17 protein-coding genes and 1 tRNA gene are annotated in these 16378 nt (G+C 35.5%); 1 reads left to right on the top strand and 17 read right to left on the bottom strand.

What is annotated here, in order from left to right:
* Positions 1-24: 24 nt before the first annotated feature.
* The 7 genes from pyrF to AB1278_RS04720 all read right to left on the bottom strand — a co-directional run bounded on the left by pyrF (position 25) and on the right by AB1278_RS04720 (position 6439).
* Positions 25-1404 (bottom strand): orotidine-5'-phosphate decarboxylase, encoded by a 1380-nt coding sequence (gene pyrF / locus AB1278_RS04690; RefSeq protein ID WP_202841282.1) that lies wholly within the window; start codon positions 1402-1404, stop codon positions 25-27.
* Positions 1405-1525: 121 nt separating this feature from the next.
* Positions 1526-1867: a YkvA family protein gene (locus AB1278_RS04695; RefSeq protein ID WP_110008082.1), complete on the bottom strand. Its 342-nt coding sequence runs from the start codon at positions 1865-1867 to the stop codon at positions 1526-1528.
* Between the two features lie 82 nt (positions 1868-1949).
* Positions 1950-2489: a TlpA family protein disulfide reductase gene (locus tag AB1278_RS04700; RefSeq protein WP_429812742.1), complete on the bottom strand. Its 540-nt coding sequence runs from the start codon at positions 2487-2489 to the stop codon at positions 1950-1952.
* Between the two features lie 9 nt (positions 2490-2498).
* Entirely contained in the window at positions 2499-3062 is a 564-nt protein-coding gene (locus AB1278_RS04705; RefSeq protein ID WP_062676249.1) for a thioredoxin family protein, read from the bottom strand.
* 17 nt (positions 3063-3079) lie between these two features.
* Entirely contained in the window at positions 3080-4150 is a 1071-nt protein-coding gene (gene aroC / locus AB1278_RS04710) for a chorismate synthase (RefSeq protein WP_202841276.1), read from the bottom strand.
* A 50-nt stretch (positions 4151-4200) separates the two neighbouring features.
* Complete coding sequence (locus AB1278_RS04715; RefSeq protein ID WP_429812745.1) at positions 4201-5835, bottom strand: LIC_10190 family membrane protein; 1635 nt, start codon at positions 5833-5835, stop codon at positions 4201-4203.
* Positions 5836-5890: 55 nt separating this feature from the next.
* The gene (locus AB1278_RS04720; RefSeq protein WP_110008078.1) at positions 5891-6439 is read right to left on the bottom strand and encodes a glycine zipper domain-containing protein; all 549 of its coding nucleotides are present in this window, start codon (positions 6437-6439) and stop codon (positions 5891-5893) included.
* A gap of 242 nt (positions 6440-6681) precedes the next feature.
* On the opposite strand from AB1278_RS04720, the gene AB1278_RS04725 reads away from it, so the two are divergent.
* Complete coding sequence (locus tag AB1278_RS04725) at positions 6682-7122, top strand: hypothetical protein (protein WP_110008077.1); 441 nt, start codon at positions 6682-6684, stop codon at positions 7120-7122.
* Positions 7123-7255: 133 nt separating this feature from the next.
* On the opposite strand, the gene AB1278_RS04730 is transcribed toward AB1278_RS04725, so the two are convergent.
* The 10 genes from AB1278_RS04730 to thrA all read right to left on the bottom strand — a co-directional run bounded on the left by AB1278_RS04730 (position 7256) and on the right by thrA (position 16241).
* Positions 7256-7378 (bottom strand): hypothetical protein, encoded by a 123-nt coding sequence (locus tag AB1278_RS04730; protein ID WP_262510390.1) that lies wholly within the window; start codon positions 7376-7378, stop codon positions 7256-7258.
* 397 nt (positions 7379-7775) lie between these two features.
* On the bottom strand, positions 7776-8003 hold the full coding sequence (locus AB1278_RS04735) for a glutathione synthase (protein WP_137905611.1): 228 nt from the start codon (positions 8001-8003) through the stop codon (positions 7776-7778).
* Positions 8004-8550: 547 nt separating this feature from the next.
* Entirely contained in the window at positions 8551-8994 is a 444-nt protein-coding gene (locus tag AB1278_RS04740) for a CPBP family intramembrane glutamic endopeptidase (RefSeq protein WP_429812748.1), read from the bottom strand.
* A gap of 90 nt (positions 8995-9084) precedes the next feature.
* Positions 9085-9155 (bottom strand) — tRNA-Cys (locus AB1278_RS04745).
* Between the two features lie 58 nt (positions 9156-9213).
* On the bottom strand, positions 9214-9723 hold the full coding sequence (locus tag AB1278_RS04750; RefSeq protein ID WP_343641494.1) for an RDD family protein: 510 nt from the start codon (positions 9721-9723) through the stop codon (positions 9214-9216).
* Between the two features lie 42 nt (positions 9724-9765).
* Positions 9766-11130, bottom strand: coding sequence for a DUF4403 family protein (locus AB1278_RS04755; protein ID WP_411413472.1), 1365 nt, complete (start codon positions 11128-11130; stop codon positions 9766-9768).
* Positions 11131-11164: 34 nt separating this feature from the next.
* Positions 11165-11533 carry a dihydroneopterin aldolase gene (gene folB, locus AB1278_RS04760; protein WP_110008073.1) on the bottom strand — a complete coding sequence of 123 codons (369 nt, stop codon included), beginning with the start codon at positions 11531-11533 and terminating at the stop codon, positions 11165-11167.
* A gap of 3 nt (positions 11534-11536) precedes the next feature.
* On the bottom strand, positions 11537-12841 hold the full coding sequence (gene thrC / locus AB1278_RS04765; RefSeq protein WP_343641498.1) for a threonine synthase: 1305 nt from the start codon (positions 12839-12841) through the stop codon (positions 11537-11539).
* A gap of 15 nt (positions 12842-12856) precedes the next feature.
* Complete coding sequence (locus AB1278_RS04770) at positions 12857-13783, bottom strand: homoserine kinase (protein WP_429812751.1); 927 nt, start codon at positions 13781-13783, stop codon at positions 12857-12859.
* A gap of 10 nt (positions 13784-13793) precedes the next feature.
* Positions 13794-16241 (bottom strand): bifunctional aspartate kinase/homoserine dehydrogenase I, encoded by a 2448-nt coding sequence (gene thrA, locus AB1278_RS04775; RefSeq protein ID WP_429812754.1) that lies wholly within the window; start codon positions 16239-16241, stop codon positions 13794-13796.
* Positions 16242-16378 lie beyond the last annotated feature (137 nt).

Genomic DNA, 16378 nt, shown 5'->3' on the forward strand with positions numbered 1-16378 from the left:
ATTTTGTATATACTTTATAGCATTTTAACCTTGAATTGCTTTTTTTTCCAAAGAATTAATATAAGCATTCCATCCTTCTGTCTTATAAGTGATGGCAGATGCTTCAGGATCATTGGATTTGTAGATTCCTCTTCCTACGATGATAAAATCTGTGTGCAGTGTTTTGAAAACATGTTCCGGTGTGTTGTACTGCTGCCCTTTACCATCTCCTGAATCCGCAAGGTTTACCCCAGGAGTGAACAATAGCAGATCCTCAGGAATTTTATTCTGAGATACACCACCAATGACATTAGGATGAGATAAAGCCACTTTTAAAGCTTCCTCACGATAGCTTGCAGTTGTTAAAGCTCCTTTGGAAGACATTCCAACAATGGCTACCACTCCTACATTTTTGAAACAGTCTAATGATTCAAAACCTCCGATTACCTGAGAAGTTACGAAATCTGCCCAATCCGTAATTTTGAAAACCCCGCTTGTGAACTGAAGTTCCTGTGTATTTCCGATATCAGCAAATTTTCTGTCTTCCATCAGTAGAAACTGGTGTTTTGCAGCAATAGCTTTTAAAGGAGTAATTGTTTTTTCGTATTCAAAATCAGAAATAATATCGATATGCGTTTTTAAAGCAATAATATGCGGACCTACTTTTTCAGCAAGCTCCAACAGCTCCTGAGTTGTAGTAACATCTGCAGAGGCAATAAGGTTTGATTTTTTTGCCAAAGCTGTTTCCAGTAATTTTTTTGAAACGGAATGCTGTGTTACCTGAAGTTTTTGTTCATAAGAAGATCTTATTTCCTCTTCAAACTGAATATGGTTCCCTTGAAGGAAGTCTTGGATTCTTTTTACTTCTTCATCAGACAATTCACCAGTTTCCTGAAGAATATTGCATACTTCCGAAATGTTGAAAAGGGTGTGCACTCTGTATCCTTTGCTTTCCAATAATTGTTTTCCTCCCTGCTCTCTGTCAAGTACCACCACAATGTCTGAAACTTTAAGATCTTCCTGTTCTATTTCAGGAATAGTTTCCAGCAAAGATTTTCCTGAAGTGATCACATCCTCTACCAAAAGGCAGTTTTGCCCCTTCTGGTAAATTCCCTCAATCAGCTTCTTGGTACCGTAGCTTTTTGCTTCTTTTCTTTTAATAATTAATGGAATATAGCTTTCCAGAGACATTGCTGTAGCCATAGGAAGAGCAGCATAAGGAACTCCACAGATTAAATCAAAATTATCTAACGGAAGCATTTCCAATAAATAATTAGCAAGATTTTTTAAAATTTTAGGATCTGAAGCCAAAGGTCTCAGGTCTACATAAAAAGGACTTTCAATACCGCTTTTCAGGGTAAACCTGCCGAATTTGATGATGCCTAGTTTGTAACACTCTAAGAAGAATTCTTTTTTACTTTCCATTATTTTTTATTAGATATTGCAAATTTAAGGAATTGAAATAAGGCTTAAAAATTTATCGCCCATTTGTCAATAAAAAACCATCCCGGATTGGCCGGGATGGTGTTAAAAATATAATAAACTATTATTTTACGATTTCAGCATCAATGACTTGGGTACCGCTATATTTCTGCTGGGCTTCCCATAACAAAAATTTGTCAACCTCTTTGATGAGTTTAGGAATGGTAAGCGACAATACTGCCAGGTCATCCATGACTCCAAGAACCGGTATTACAAATTCAGGAAGCAGATCAATAGGAGAGAGTACATATAAAATTCCAAGTAAAGGAAGAATAATGTCTATGGATTTCATTGGATAAATTCCTTTTCTCCACATTTTGACCATTCTGAAAATATCAGGGATCTTTTTGATAAAGCCCTTATGATTGATGGCTTCTTTTGCAAGATTTAATTTTGAATATTTCATTTTGTGTTTGGATTAATAAATTTTTCAACGCTATAAAATTCGCAAATCCTGTACCAACAAATTATAAAATTTAGTTAAAATATTATTTGATAATATTGTCAATGAACTGATGCACAGTCTCTGTGTTCCAGTCTTTTGTAGCATCCTCTTTAATAAGGATTCTTCCGTTTTTATCCAGCAGAAAAGTGGTAGGAAATACCTTTGGAAGAATTTTCTCAGAAATAGGACTTTGAGCAATATATACCGGAACAGTATAGTTGTTTTCTTTCAAAAATTTCCTTACATCCTCTTCTTTATCATTCATGGCAATTAAAACAAAATCAACATGATCTTTTCTTGTATCGTAAAGTTTCTGAATAGAAGGCCATTCTTTTCTGCAAGGCGGGCACCATGTTCCCCAGAAGTTCAGAAAAACCCCTTTATCTTTAAAATTCTTAAGATTGGTGCTTGGTGCATTAATGCCTTTAAGTTCTATATCATAATCCTCTTCACTGATGTGAACAGCATTTTCAATAGTGGCTACCGGAAAAAAAGTATCCTTAAGGAAATTTTTTATTCCCGGTACAAATGCAACAACGCCAATGATTGCTATGATTACAATATAAATGATACTTTTTTTCATATCTATTGTTTATAGAAGGTCCAAAATTTCCTGAACAGCATCTTTTCCTCTGTTTTTGGCATAATAAATCTGCAGATCATTATAGAAAGTATCTTTTGGATAGGCTTCAGGATCGGCTTTATATTTCATCAGAAGTTCATAACCATATTTAGGACGTGGACCCCATGAATTTTTCACATTCAGGTCTTTGTCAAGGATAAGTACTTTCGGAATGGATTCTGTACCGTTCGTTAAAAATTGGTTGATTAAACTTTTATCACTGTCTCTCAGGAAAACTCTTACTTCATTGTGTCCTTCAAAAAATCTGAAAAGAGCAGGTACTGTTGCACTAGCATCTCCGCACCATGCTTCAGAAATGATTAAAATCTTTCCGTCAAAGTTTTTGGCAGCCAGTTCTTTCAGCTGATCTTCATCCGGAACGTACTTTTTTACCGTTCTGTCCATTCTCTGAAGACCCAGCTCGTAATATTGTTTATAGTCAGCCTCCTGTTGGTTGGCAGGATTTTCTAATCTTTCTTTTGCAATCTGAAGATATTCTTCAAACGAAATTCCTTTATCCCAGTAATTTTTCATTACCAAAAATATTTATGTTAAAAATTATTGATGTTTCTTGTTTTGTTAATCAAAAACAGGTCTGCCAGTACAAATGCCGCAAGACTTTCCACTACAGGAACTGCTCTTGGAACTACACAAGGATCGTGACGTCCTTTTCCTTCTACAATGACTGGATTTCCGTCTTTATCAATACTGTCCTGAGGTCTCAGAATAGTAGCTACAGGTTTGAAAGCCACACGGAAATAGATATCCATTCCGTTGGAAATTCCACCCTGAATACCTCCGGAAAGGTTAGACTTTGTGGTGAAATCCGTATTGAAGGCATCATTATGTTCTTTTCCTGTCATTTTAGCACCACAGAAACCACTTCCATATTCAAATCCTTTGCAGGCATTGATGTTCAGCATTGCTTTTGCCAGTTCAGCCTGAAGCTTTGAAAATATAGGTTCACCTATTCCTACAGGAACATTTTTAATCACACAGGTGATGGTTCCTCCGATTGTGTTTCCTTCTTTTTTGATCTCCTTGATTTTTGCAATCATCTTTTCTGCCGTCTCAGTATCCGGACAACGAACATCATTGCTCTCTGTTTGGGAGAAGTCTAAAGCCTGATAAGGCTTTTCACAGAAAATATCACCTACGGAAGAAACGTAAGCATTGATCTCAATGTTGGGTAAAAGTTGTTTGGCAAGGGCTCCTGCCACTACCCAATTCATTGTTTCTCTTGCAGAAGATTTTCCGCCACCACGATGATCCCTGAAACCAAATTTCTGGTCATAAGTAAAATCAGCATGGCTTGGACGATATGCGCCAGCAATGTGATCATAATCTTTCGATTTCTGATTTTCGTTTTCAATGATAAAACCGATGGGCGTACCTGTTGTTTTGCCATCAAAGATTCCTGAAAGAAACTTTACCGTGTCGCTTTCCTTTCTTTGTGTAACGATTGCCGACTGGCCAGGTTTTCTTCGGTTCAGTTCATACTGAACTTTATCGAGATCTACCGTTAAACCTGCCGGAAAATTATTAATGATACCGCCATAAGCCACTCCGTGACTTTCTCCAAATGTTGTAAGACTAAGAAGATTACCTAATGTGTTGAACATGATACAAAATTACCTTTTTTTCTTCAGATAATAAAGTTTCTGGATTTGTTCTATTTATCATTGTTTTTGATAGTATTGATAACCTTTTGGACTTCCTCTTTTTCTTCTGAGGTCATCTTTTTCCAGATAAATCCTTTTTTGATATCATTTTTATCCGAGAGCTGTGGAAAAATACCCGCCTTCACGTTATCGAAAAAATAAGCCGGAGTGATGGCCGGAAGCGGTGTGTCAAAACTATAAGGATAATGGTGAACCATATTAAATTTAAAATTTCCTACCTTAAATGTATGAAACTGCTGATATTCATACGTTGCAGGCTTGTATATCTGTTCTTTTTCAAATCCTCTCATGAAGTTTCCGGCTCTGAAACTTGGAAGATATCTCTGGATAAATTCCGGGAAAGATAAAATGGAAATAAAAAATACGCTTAAAATTGAGAAAACAATAACAGCTTTTTTCTGATCAAAATATTCATGGAAAATAACAAAGAATATCACGAAAAAGACATCTGTGAAAAATCTGTACTGGGCTGAAAAAGCAAGAACTAATATACTCTTTATCAATAATGAAAGACAGATCAGGGTGGTGAGCTTTTTCTTTTTTACTAAGGTAAAGACAGTGAAAATGACTAAGCTCAAAACAAAAAGAATGTTGATTTTGGATTTGATTCCTTCCAGAGAAAACCAGTTTCTGATATAATCTGCAGTTGAAAATTTCTGGATTTCCTCATACGTGTACTGCATATCATACGTTTTCATAATGGCAAATTGTGAGGAGATTTTTAAAACCTCCGGATCAGGCTTCCAGGCTACTCCTATATCGCCTATTGCTATCGGAAAAACGGGGTATCCAAATGTCCAGATATTTTTAATGAAGAAAAGCAGTAAAATGATTATTCCTGAAAAGAAGGATCTGAAATGGGTTTTAAAAATAAAAACTGAACTTAGGAATGTCAATACAGGCAGCCATATCATGGTTGGTTTTATGGCAAAAACAAATACTGAAAATGTAAAAAGGAAAGTGGAATTTCTGTTCCCTGTCATGATCTCATTTAAAATAATCAATGAAAAAATAATAACAGGAAGATCAGGGCTTGGAGACTGTGAAAACAGCAGTAATACCGGTAGGAAACATAGATGTATCCAGTTTTTCTTTTCAATACTATAAATACTGTAGATGATAAGCAGCACCGTATTGATTCTTAAGAAAGGGTCAGAGAAATTAGAGAACCCAGCCTGAAAGGTATGCCAGACAGACATTTGCCCTAAGGTGAGATCTACATTAGAAATTCCCTTTACCAGACCATATTCTGTGAGCCATTTCAACGTAGGAATATAATATCCGAAATGATCCAATATATAAGGATAAAAAGAACCTGCGAATATAATAACCAGAGAACTTACACTTAATACTTTAAAATCTTTTTTTGTAAGCTTATAGAAATTCTGATAAAGTTTGTTTTTAAAGAAAAAGAATAACCCTGAGAATATGGAAGGTATTTCTATATTGATATTCAAGGGAGTGAAAAATGAGATAACTGTCCATATCAGACTTAATCCCAGGATTCCGGATAAAATTTTCCCTGAAATTCCCTGAAACAGAACTCCCCATATATTTTCCATGATCTTTCCCCAGCCCATCAGGACAGGAATCATGAAAATGGATGAAAACAGAATCAGTATCATAAAAAAAGATTGCTTAAAAGTAAGCAATCTTTGTATTTTATCATTAAAATATTTATTAACGTGGTTGTACTCGTCCGTCTTTTCTATCCTGTGATCTACCAATAGTATATCCTGTAGCACCTCCTACAACACCACCTATGACAGCACCAAGGCCTCTGTTTTTCTTAGCCACTATCGCTCCGACAGCTGCTCCACCTACGGTACCAATAACAGTTCCTTTGGCAGCCTTACTCCATCCTTTTTTCTGTGTGGTTCCCTGTGAAGTACCACTTCCGTTATCTGCATAGCTTCCGTTGCTGCCTGAACCAGAGTTTGAGCTTCTGTCTCTATATACTGTTCGTGTTTCTCTGATCACCTGTGGTTTTGAATTATTTTCAGCAGCAGCTCTTGATTTTTTGCTTTCTGATATACTGTCTGCTTTTTTCTGGGCTTCGTACACCATTTTTTCTTTTTCAATAGCCAGTTTTTGTTTTTCTATTTCAAGTTGTCTGGCCTGAAACTCAAGTTTCTGTGCTTCCAGCGACTTTTCTGCAACACGGTCATCTTTCTTGCAGGCCGTCATTAAAAAGACGGATAAAAAACCTGCTAATACTATCTTTCTCATAATTCAAATTTTAATACAATAAAGTCAATTGACTTTTAATTTTAGTTGTATTTTCAATTATAGAGCCAAATTTTAGTTAACGAGTGTTAAAATTAATAGTTAAAAGGAAAATGATTTTGAATAATGATGAATTTTATATTGTTAATGCAGGGTTTCAGGAATATTTGTAAATTTTATTTCATTAATAGTTTTTATTAAATTCATATAAGTTGAGTATTTTTGAATACCAAATTCGTTTTAATATGAAAAAATCAATCTTTACAGTATCAGCAGTGATTACATTGCTTACTGTTGCCACATCGTTTTCCTCCAGAGAAATAGCCCAGCCCTATAAAGGTAGTTCAGGAATAACCGGTGAAACGCCAAAAACTCAGACCTATAAGATCCGGTACGGTCTTCTCTCAAAAAACGGAACCAAAATTCTTTCTGGAAATTATGATGTAGGAAGTTTTCTTGCTGAGAATATAGCTACAGGAGAAGTGTATGATACCTATTACGGTGGCGGATTTCAATCTGTTCCACAATATTATGATGGCCTTCCTGCAGGAACCTATAATTTTTCTGCTACGCAGGGCCAGGGAGGCTGGGTAGGTTATGGAACTGTCGTTGCAACGGTTTCTGATGCCCATGTAGATGCTGATGGATATGTTACAGTGTATATTCCAATCATTTGGGAGGAATAGTCTTGTGAGCAAATAAATATTTAACTAAATTTACCCGTTCCACAGATGAAGATCTTTTAGTTTACTAAATAATTTCACCCTGTTTTGGTGTTTAATTGATCTTCAGATGCAGTTTGATTCTTATAGAAAGTATTCATTCTTCTGTTCCAGTATTGTATAGTGTTTTCTGCTTAGAAAATGTAACAATATAATGACCATTTTTGAATGATTCCACAATATTCTGTTTGGATTTTTCTAAATAGATTTTTTTCATCATTTGTGTTTTTTAGGCCTCCTTGCGGAGGCCGTTTCTTTTTATGCTTTATATGACTTAGCGAATATGATAATTGTGCAAAACATGATATTTTTATGATGCATTTTCATCTAAAGAAATGCTGTTCTCCCAGTTATAAGAAAACAGAGTATTACAGATTTTAATTATTGTCTCTTTTTGAGAAATATTTGAAAGGCTCGGAAAAATCCCTACTTAAAAGAATTAAAAATTTTATGAGTATAATCATAAAATAAAAAAAAAGAGTGGTATATCTTTGACTAAGAATTAATAGATAAAATAATTTTTATCTCTGATATAAAATTTTTTTTCATCATTTGTGTTTTTTGAGGCCTCCATTTCTGGGGGCTTTTTCTATATGATGAACATGTCTGAATTGCCCTTATACATCAAATAGAATTCTACCGTCGAACGGACTGTCCCAAATGATTGATATTTTGTCATTTGATTTTCGTAACTGAGGCTGAATCATTTCATAGTTTCCATTTTCTGTCATTCTTTCCACGATAAGATCTGCCCCTTCACCTATTTCACTTATTGTATACTCCAACTGATATTCCCCATCTTTGATTTTTGTGAAATCTTCTTTATTAAAATTTTTTTGTGACATGACATTTAAATTTTACTGGGTTGGTTTATATAAAGAATAAAGTATGCCAATTTGTGACAAAAAATATTTTTATGGCCGATTAAGTTATTTTAATTTTTTTTATGTCATGAATGTAAATTTTATTTTATTAAAATGTAAATTATTTTTTTTTTAATACTTTTGCCGGACCGTTATATTTATCTGAAATTATTAGAAGTAATTATGAAGTGGTTTTTAAAGTATCAGTAAAATCGGTTTAAAATGCTGAATTGGTTAAAATGGTGCTGTAGTAAGAAATTAACTTTTTTTCTCAAAATTGTTATTCTTGGCACGATTTTTCAATATAGAAATGTAACTCATGTTTAATTTGAGTTTTCATGGTTATTAGTTTTTATCCTCGGAATTTCCGGGGATTTTTTTTTGATATGATATGACGCTGCTCATAAACCCAGGTTGATTTATCCCTTTATCTTTGAAAAAGATAATTTTTTATCCATCATTACTTTTTGCATTATTTACCAAGCTCTTCTTTGATCAGGAAGAGCTTGTTTTTTTTAATAAAGGAAAGTTACATGATAAACAAAAACCCATAAAGATTGAACAACATGTGGAAGAGTACTGTTAGAATAAAACTGTAGTGAGGAATCTGCTTGTGATAATAAATATAAAAGTTATTTAAAATAATTCCGCCAAAAAATGTCATAGTAATATAGAACCAGTTATAATAATGCATTGATGCGAAAATAATACTCATAATGATAATGCAAAATGCTTTATTATTGAGCCTTATCCATTTGCTTAAAATCAGGTAGGGGAGATACTGAAATATAAAAGTTTCAATAAAAGGGGCAACGAATACGGCAATAAAGTTTAATTCATTTTTTGAGATATTTTGAGACTTATTGTAATCGACATCAAAATGTAAATAGGTATCATTAATATAATTAAAGAAATATCCGTTTAAAACTGCTAGGACAAATGAGATCAGAAAGAAGATCATCAACTTTTTCATAATAATATTGTTGAGAAGAAAGAATGGAATTCGAAAAACGTAAAAATATAAAAACAAAAAAACCTCTAAATAACTTAGAGGTTTTTTCTGAGGTACCTAGCGGATTCGAACCGCTGTAGATGGTGTTGCAGACCACTGCCTAGCCGCTCGGCCAAAGTACCATTTTTACCATTTTTGAGGTGTGCAAATATAGTAAAATTTCTTTATGAACAAAAGTTTTTAAGCAATTTCTTTCTTTCCAAGATCCTCAATTTCGCTTTTTGCTTGAATTTCAGCCTGATAATTTTTGATGTTTATTACTCTTGTTTCACTCCATTTATCATGCCAGCCATTTTCACCTAAGAAGGAAAATGTATCAAAAGGAACAATTCTCGAAATATTGCGAACCAAATAATCATTGAAAGTAGGTTCTGTTCCATCAATACAAATGACTTTTGTTCCGGTAATATACTTGCCGATCGATCTTCCTTTGGTAAAATATTCTATCAGAAAAGTGTACATAAAGTAGATAAGAGAGGTTATCAGTATATCAAGAAACCTATTGATTTCTGACATCTTATAAATAATCTTGATCAGAAAGTCAATATTGGCTAGGTTATACAGTAAGGAAGCAGTAAAGCCCAAAGCAAGAAAAAAAACTGAGATGACAAGTCTGTCAATAAAAAAATTAGCAAATCTGGTCAGCTTTTCAGCTTTGTTTCGATCTACAACTAGTAAATATTTTCTCATGGTCGGTTGTTAGTTTTTGGTTTAGTTTTTGAGTTTAAAATTTTAGAATCCGTTCACAATCAATTTTAACGAAGCATTTGTATCAATAACGGCGGTAATTCCTGTACTGCTAAGTAGAATTTTACTGGGCTTAAGATTGAAAACTCTTCCGTTCATTTTTAATCCTTTATAATACTCTTTATTAAAAGCTTCTTCAATACTTTTCCTTGAAGTTTCCTCCAGCTCCTGAGTGGGGATACCATATTCTTCCTCAATCATTTTTACAATTTTTCCCTGGAACAGAAGGGAAGCCGTTTTCTGCAGAATATTGGTCGTTTTCAGCTTGAATTTGGTTTGTGACAAAACAATTTTCCTTTTCGTTTCGTCATATACTGGAACCCCTGAAATAATGGAAGTCCCTTTTATATAACCATCAGTCTGCGCTTCAATAACGACTCTGTCATCAACACCGTACACTCTGATGTCGGTTACTTTTACTTTAGAATCACGCACATCAAACTCCTTATTCAGGAAAGTTTTTCTTGCCATACTACTTGCCTCAGTAAAAGGAATATTAGCAGTGGTCTGCAAAATAAATCGATCTGCAACTGCCGGTGTTGTATTAAAATTGGCAACGCTGGTCACCGGTGAAGAAGCTGCAGGTTTATTTCCTGTGAAAGTTTCCGAAAAGATATCAACACCAAGAGTAGCGTTGATCTGATTTCCATAGAACTTCAAAGGAGTGATATTAACTCCCACCGGACTTACTTTCAGCCAGGTATTATATTCCTCAGAAATATTGAAGGGCTGCAGAAAAGTATTCCAGGCCATTAAGGCATATTGCTGGAAATTCAACTGTGCAGCCATTTGCTGATCAATTGTTTTACAAAATTTTTCCTGTTGTTCTTTTAAGCTTTTTTCAACAAAGGAGGTAATAGGAATCTGTATTCTTCCATAATCCAGAACAGGTTTTGTAACCCATCTGAAACCGTTCGGACGGGTGTTCGTTGTGATGGTCCAGTTATTTTTAAAAGTAACGGTGGTATTGAAAGACATTACCGTTTCGAAGGTTGTATTCTGATAGGTATAAACTCCCAATGTACCAATTCCTTTTTCTGCCCATATTTTTAAAGGAACTTCAATCAGCAGGTTCTGACTGGTTCCACCTACAAGGCGGATAGGTCTTGTTTTCCAAACTTTTACCTTGAACTGGTCATTATTATTGTCTGTATAAGAATCATCCTGATAAACGAGATCTTTCACAGAAGCATTGATCATATTGCTAAGTTCCGAAAGAGGAATGGTCACAGGCATTGTAATACTGGATTTTATCTTCGGAAAGTTATAGGCTGCCAGCTGATTATCAACGGTGGTCTGGCCAAAAACGCTGATTCCTGCTGCTAAAAATAATATTGTAACGAATTTCAATTTGAATGTTTTTTTATCAACGAAAATATGAATTTTAATTTTCCGGCTTAAAGCTTTTTTCAAGCTCAATGCTGGCGCCTTTCATTTCTCCCTGCATTGGAGGAGCTGTTTTGGTGATTTTTAATTTAATATAATCAATCTGTGGAAAGCTGTTGTGAATTTTTGTAATCATTCTCCCGGCAACATGTTCCAGTAATCTGGATTTTATTTTCATCTCACCATGAAGAATATCATTGATGTCTGCATAGCTTATTGTGTCATGCAAATCATCAGATTCTGCAGCTTTCCACAGATCGGTATGAAGTTCTACGTTCAGAATATAATAGGTACCGATGATATTTTCTTCGGGAAGTACACCGTGGTAGGCATATATTCTTACATCTTCAAGATATATTTTGCTCATTGCTTAGATTTTATGAAGCAAAAATCGTCTTAATTCTTCAAAATCTGAATTTATTTCTACAGTTTTTTTATCCTTTTCCATAAGTTCTTTCAAAGGTTCAGGAATTTCAATCTGCGTATGAATGGCTTTTTCCACCGCATCAGGGAATTTTACAGGATGTGCAGTCCCCAGAATAAATCCTTTCTGTTCAGGATTTTCTTGCAGATATTGTTCCATTGCGGCCAATGCAACAGCGCTGTGAGGCTCCAGAACATATCCGTATTTCTCATAAACTTCCGAGATAGTATTCATCGTTTGCTCATCATCAATGGAATAAGCTGAAATTTTATTTTTTACCAATTCAAACTGATTCCCAAAAAGCTCCAGAATTCGTACAAAATTACTTGGGTTTCCCACATCCATAGCATTGGATAGAGTGGTAATGGCTTTTTGTGGCTGGTAATTCTGAGTTTTAAAATAATCAGGAACTACCTGGTTGGCATTACAGGCGGCAATAAAATGGCTGACAGGCAAACCTCTGACATGAGCCAGAAGCCCGGCACAGATATTTCCGAAATTTCCGCTGGGTACACAGATTACAGGTTGTTCCTTATGCTCCTGTATCCATTGTTTTAAAGCGATTAAATAATAAATCTGCTGAGGAAGCCATCTTGCAACGTTGATAGAATTGGCAGAGGTCAAAAATAACTGACTATTGATTTCTTCATCTGAAAAAGCCTGTTTAACAAGATTCTGACAATCATCAAAACTTCCGTTGACTTCCAGCGCTGAAATATTTTCGCCTAATGCGGTCAATTGTTTTTCCTGAACCGGACTGACTCTGTTTTTAGGATACAGAATGACTACATTAATTTGCGGTACTTTATAAAATCCATGGGCTACAGCGCCTCCCGTATCTCCAGAAGTTGCCACCAGAACAGTGACTTTTTTATTCCGGTCTTTCAAAAAGTAGGAAAGGCAGCGGCTCATGAATCTGGCTCCGATATCTTTAAAAGCCAGGGTGGGACCATGAAATAATTCCAATATAGAGATTTGTTCATTGATCTTAACCAAAGGGATATCAAAACTGACTGTTTCAGTAACAATTTCCTTTAAGATTTCAGAAGGAATTTCATCACCCACAAAATCTTTCATACACTGGTACGCAATTTCTTCATTGGAATACTGATGAAGATTTTGAATAAATTCCTGATCAAATTGCGGAATGTTTTCCGGAAAAAATAATCCTTTTTCTTTTCCCTGACCTTTTATTGTTGCTTCTCTGAAATCAATTTTTTCCAGATGGTCTTTTAAATTATAATATTTCATTTCTGTTTTTTAAGGTTAATTTTCTTCAACAATCTTAATTCCTGCCGGATTTATTTTTGAGACGTATACAAAACTTTTTATATCAATTTCATCATAGACTGATTTCATCATCTGAGCAATTTTTTCTGCCGTTTCTTTTTGTTCTGACAGCATGAAAATGGAAGGTCCTGATCCGGAAATTCCTCCTCCCAAAGATCCTATCTGTAAGCTTTTTTTTTTGATTTCGTCAAACTTCGGAATCAGGATACTGCGGACAGGTTCTATGATGACGTCGTTAAGACTTCTTCCAATTAACGGGAAATCATTTTTCTCAATTCCAGCTACCAGCCCTGCGATATTTCCCCATTGCTCCACAGCGCTTTTCAAACTGATGTTTTTCTTTAAAATCTGTCTGGCATCCGAAGTTTTAACTTCTACCTGCGGATGTACTGCTGTTACAAACAAATCCGGGCTGTTCAGCGGAATAATATCAATCGGATCAGTAGATTTTACCAGTGTAATCCCACCATAGATGCATGGCGCGATATTGTCTGCATGGCGTACTCCCGAAGCCAGTTCTTCTCCAAACATGGCAAAATGAACCATTTCTTCTTTTGACAATTTGTTTCCTAATAATATATTGGCTCCGAAGGCGGCTCCGGCGGCACTTGCCGCACTGGAGCCGAGCCCGCTTCCAGGCTTTATATGTTTATGAATAATCACTTCAAAACCATTTTTCAGATTAAAATGTTCCTGAATTTTCAACAAGACGATGCCTGCAACATTTTTGGACGGTTCTTCAGGCAGCCCGAAAGAGTCTGTATGTTGTATAATAATATCAGGAGTTTCCAATAATCTGAATTCCATTTCATCATAAGGATCATGAACTGCCATTCCTAAAATATCGAATCCGCAAACCAGGTTGGCAACAGTGGCAGGTACTTTTAATTTTACTTTTTTCATATTTGTATTTTTAAATAGAACGGATAATATCTGCAAAAACTCCACTCGCTGTTACATCCGCTCCGGCACCGGCTCCTTTTACCACCAAAGGCTGTTCGGAATATCTCAGCGTTTTAAAAATGACAATATTGTCTTTGCCATACAGATGAAACAGATCGCTGTCCGGAGCAATATGCTGTAAACCTACTCTGGCTTTTCCGTCTTCAAATTCTGCTACGTATTTTAATATTTTGCCTTCGTCTTTAGCATTGTTTAATAAGTTTTTAAAATGGTCTTCATATACTGTGAGTTTCTCATAAAAGTTTTCAACGCTTCCTTCCATGCATTCTTCAGGCAGAAAACCTATATTTTCAATGTCTTCAAACTGAAGCAGATATCCTGCCTCTCTGGCCAGAATTAAAATTTTTCTTGCTACATCTGTTCCCGAAAGATCAAGCCTTGGATCCGGCTCTGTGTATCCTTCCTTCTGAGCCTGGGCTACCACTTCGGAAAAAGTCCTGTTTCCGTCATACTCATTAAATACAAAATTCAATGTTCCACTCAGTACAGCTTTAATGGATTGAATCTGGTCTCCGCTTTTAATGAGGTCGTTGATAGTTCCTATTACCGGAAGCCCTGCCCCTACATTGGTTTCAAAATAAAAACTGCAGTTGTGGTTTCTGGCGGTATTTTTTAAGGTTTTATACTTTTTAAAATCAGAAGAAGCTGCAATTTTATTACAGGCAACAATATCCACACTTCTTTTTAATAAGCTTTCATACACTTCAGGAACCTCAGGACTTGCAGTTACATCAACGAAAACAGAATTTCTAAGGTTTCTGTGGATAATTTCATCAGCAAATTCCCTGGCAGAGGCTTTTTCACCCTGCTGATTCCAGTTAAAATAATTTTCCTGTGATATTCCCTGATCTGAAAACATCATATGCCGGCTGTTGGAGATTCCTGCAATTCTCAGGTTGATCAGAAAGTTTTCTTTTAGATAATCATTTTGGTCATAAATCTGCTGGATCAGTTTTGAACCTACATTTCCTGTTCCACAGATGTAAAGATGAATTTGTTTTATTTCAGATTCGAAAAAATCTTCGTGAAGTACATTTACCGCTTTTTTACTGTCTTTTTCTGAAATCACAATACTGATATTTCTTTCCGAAGACCCTTGTGCTATGGCTCTAATATTAACTCCGTTATTTCCCAGACATCCGAACATTTTTGCACTTACACCGCTTCTGCTTTTCATACTTTCTCCAACCAGAGCTACAATAGAAAGTCCGGTCTCAATTTTCACCGCGTACACTCTTTTCAGATTAATATCATCCGCAAAAGAAGAGTTGATTGCATGCTCGGCACATAAAGCTTCTTTTTCTTCAATCGCAATAGTGATGGAATGCTCTGAAGAACCTTGTGTTATAAGGATTACATTGATCTTTTCATGGCTTAAACACTGAAATAATTTAGCTGAAATTCCGGGTATTCCTACCATTCCGCTGCCTTCCAGTGTAAGCAGGGCAATACTGTTCATATTGGAGATTCCTACTGCAATCTGTTTTTCATCTTCTGAAGATTGTAGTTGATGAGAAATCAGAGTTCCCTCTGCATCGGGATCAAAAGTATTTTTGATAAGCAGGTTTATATTTTTTACCATGACAGGCTGAATGGAAGGCGGGTAGAGCACTTTAGCCCCAAAATGTGACAGTTCCATCGCTTCATGATAAGATATTTCTGAAATAGGTTTAGCATTGGAGACCAGACGGGGATCAGCAGTCATCATTCCGCTTACATCGGTCCAGATCTGGAGTTCTTCTGCATCAATAGCCGCTGCAATAATAGATGCGGTGTAATCTGATCCGCCTCTCCCTAATGTGGTGGCGTTATTTTTCTCGTCCTTCGCTATAAAACCTGGTCCTACGATAATGGGGTTCTGATTTTCATTCAGAAAACGGGCAATATTATGATCGGTGGATTTAAAATCTACTTTTGCATGGGTAAAATTACTGTCTGTTCTGATCAGTTCTGCAGAGTTCATCCAGACGCAGTCTAATCCTTCATGTTGTAATCTTGCAGCTATAATTTTTGAGGAAAGGAATTCTCCGTAAGAAGCAATTTTATCTTTAATTCTATCTGTCAATTCACCAAGAACAGCAATTCCATTGCAGAGATCTTCGATATCGTTGAAATGTTTTTTTACAAAACTCAGCCATGAGCTTTGTTCTGTGATTGGGAAAAGTTCTTTCACCAGACTGATATGTTTTTCTTCAAGGTTCTGAACGGCCTGACTGTAATTTTCATCTTTTACAGAAGCCTGTTCTGCTGCTTTGATCAATTGATCTGTAACTCCGTGAAGAGCTGATACAATAACAACAACTTTACTTTTTAAAGATTCTCTTTTTACGATTTTTTCCATCAGTAAGATATTCTGAGAATGGGCGACTGATGTTCCGCCGAATTTTAAAACTTTCATCAATTATTTTTTTGAAGTTGGATAAAAAGAAGTGGTTACTCTTTGAAAAAAAGAGTACGGGTACCGGGAATAATATGTGAAAATCTACCCCGTTATGGGGTAATTGTTGTAGTGCCAAATGTAGAAACAGAAGATAC

It is taken from the genome of Chryseobacterium sp. NRRL B-14798 (assembly GCF_050470705.1).
GTDB classification, from domain to species: domain Bacteria; phylum Bacteroidota; class Bacteroidia; order Flavobacteriales; family Weeksellaceae; genus Chryseobacterium; species Chryseobacterium cupriresistens.

Bases quoted from the DNA above. Each gene is read 5' to 3' on its own strand.
- pyrF (WP_202841282.1), bottom strand. From the start codon at position 1,404: ATGGAAAGTAAAAAAGAATTCTTCTTAGAGTGTTACAAACTAGGCATC.
- AB1278_RS04695 (WP_110008082.1), bottom strand. From the start codon at position 1,867: ATGAAATATTCAAAATTAAATCTTGCAAAAGAAGCCATCAATCATAAG.
- AB1278_RS04700 (WP_429812742.1), bottom strand. From the start codon at position 2,489: ATGAAAAAAAGTATCATTTATATTGTAATCATAGCAATCATTGGCGTT.
- AB1278_RS04705 (WP_062676249.1), bottom strand. From the start codon at position 3,062: ATGAAAAATTACTGGGATAAAGGAATTTCGTTTGAAGAATATCTTCAG.
- aroC (WP_202841276.1), bottom strand. From the start codon at position 4,150: ATGTTCAACACATTAGGTAATCTTCTTAGTCTTACAACATTTGGAGAA.
- AB1278_RS04715 (WP_429812745.1), bottom strand. From the start codon at position 5,835: ATGATACTGATTCTGTTTTCATCCATTTTCATGATTCCTGTCCTGATG.
- AB1278_RS04720 (WP_110008078.1), bottom strand. From the start codon at position 6,439: ATGAGAAAGATAGTATTAGCAGGTTTTTTATCCGTCTTTTTAATGACG.
- AB1278_RS04725 (WP_110008077.1), top strand. From the start codon at position 6,682: ATGAAAAAATCAATCTTTACAGTATCAGCAGTGATTACATTGCTTACT.
- AB1278_RS04730 (WP_262510390.1), bottom strand. From the start codon at position 7,378: ATGATGAAAAAAATCTATTTAGAAAAATCCAAACAGAATATTGTGGAA.
- AB1278_RS04735 (WP_137905611.1), bottom strand. From the start codon at position 8,003: ATGTCACAAAAAAATTTTAATAAAGAAGATTTCACAAAAATCAAAGAT.
- AB1278_RS04740 (WP_429812748.1), bottom strand. From the start codon at position 8,994: ATGAAAAAGTTGATGATCTTCTTTCTGATCTCATTTGTCCTAGCAGTT.
- AB1278_RS04750 (WP_343641494.1), bottom strand. From the start codon at position 9,723: ATGAGAAAATATTTACTAGTTGTAGATCGAAACAAAGCTGAAAAGCTG.
- folB (WP_110008073.1), bottom strand. From the start codon at position 11,533: ATGAGCAAAATATATCTTGAAGATGTAAGAATATATGCCTACCACGGT.
- thrC (WP_343641498.1), bottom strand. From the start codon at position 12,841: ATGAAATATTATAATTTAAAAGACCATCTGGAAAAAATTGATTTCAGA.
- AB1278_RS04770 (WP_429812751.1), bottom strand. From the start codon at position 13,783: ATGAAAAAAGTAAAATTAAAAGTACCTGCCACTGTTGCCAACCTGGTT.
- thrA (WP_429812754.1), bottom strand. From the start codon at position 16,241: ATGAAAGTTTTAAAATTCGGCGGAACATCAGTCGCCCATTCTCAGAAT.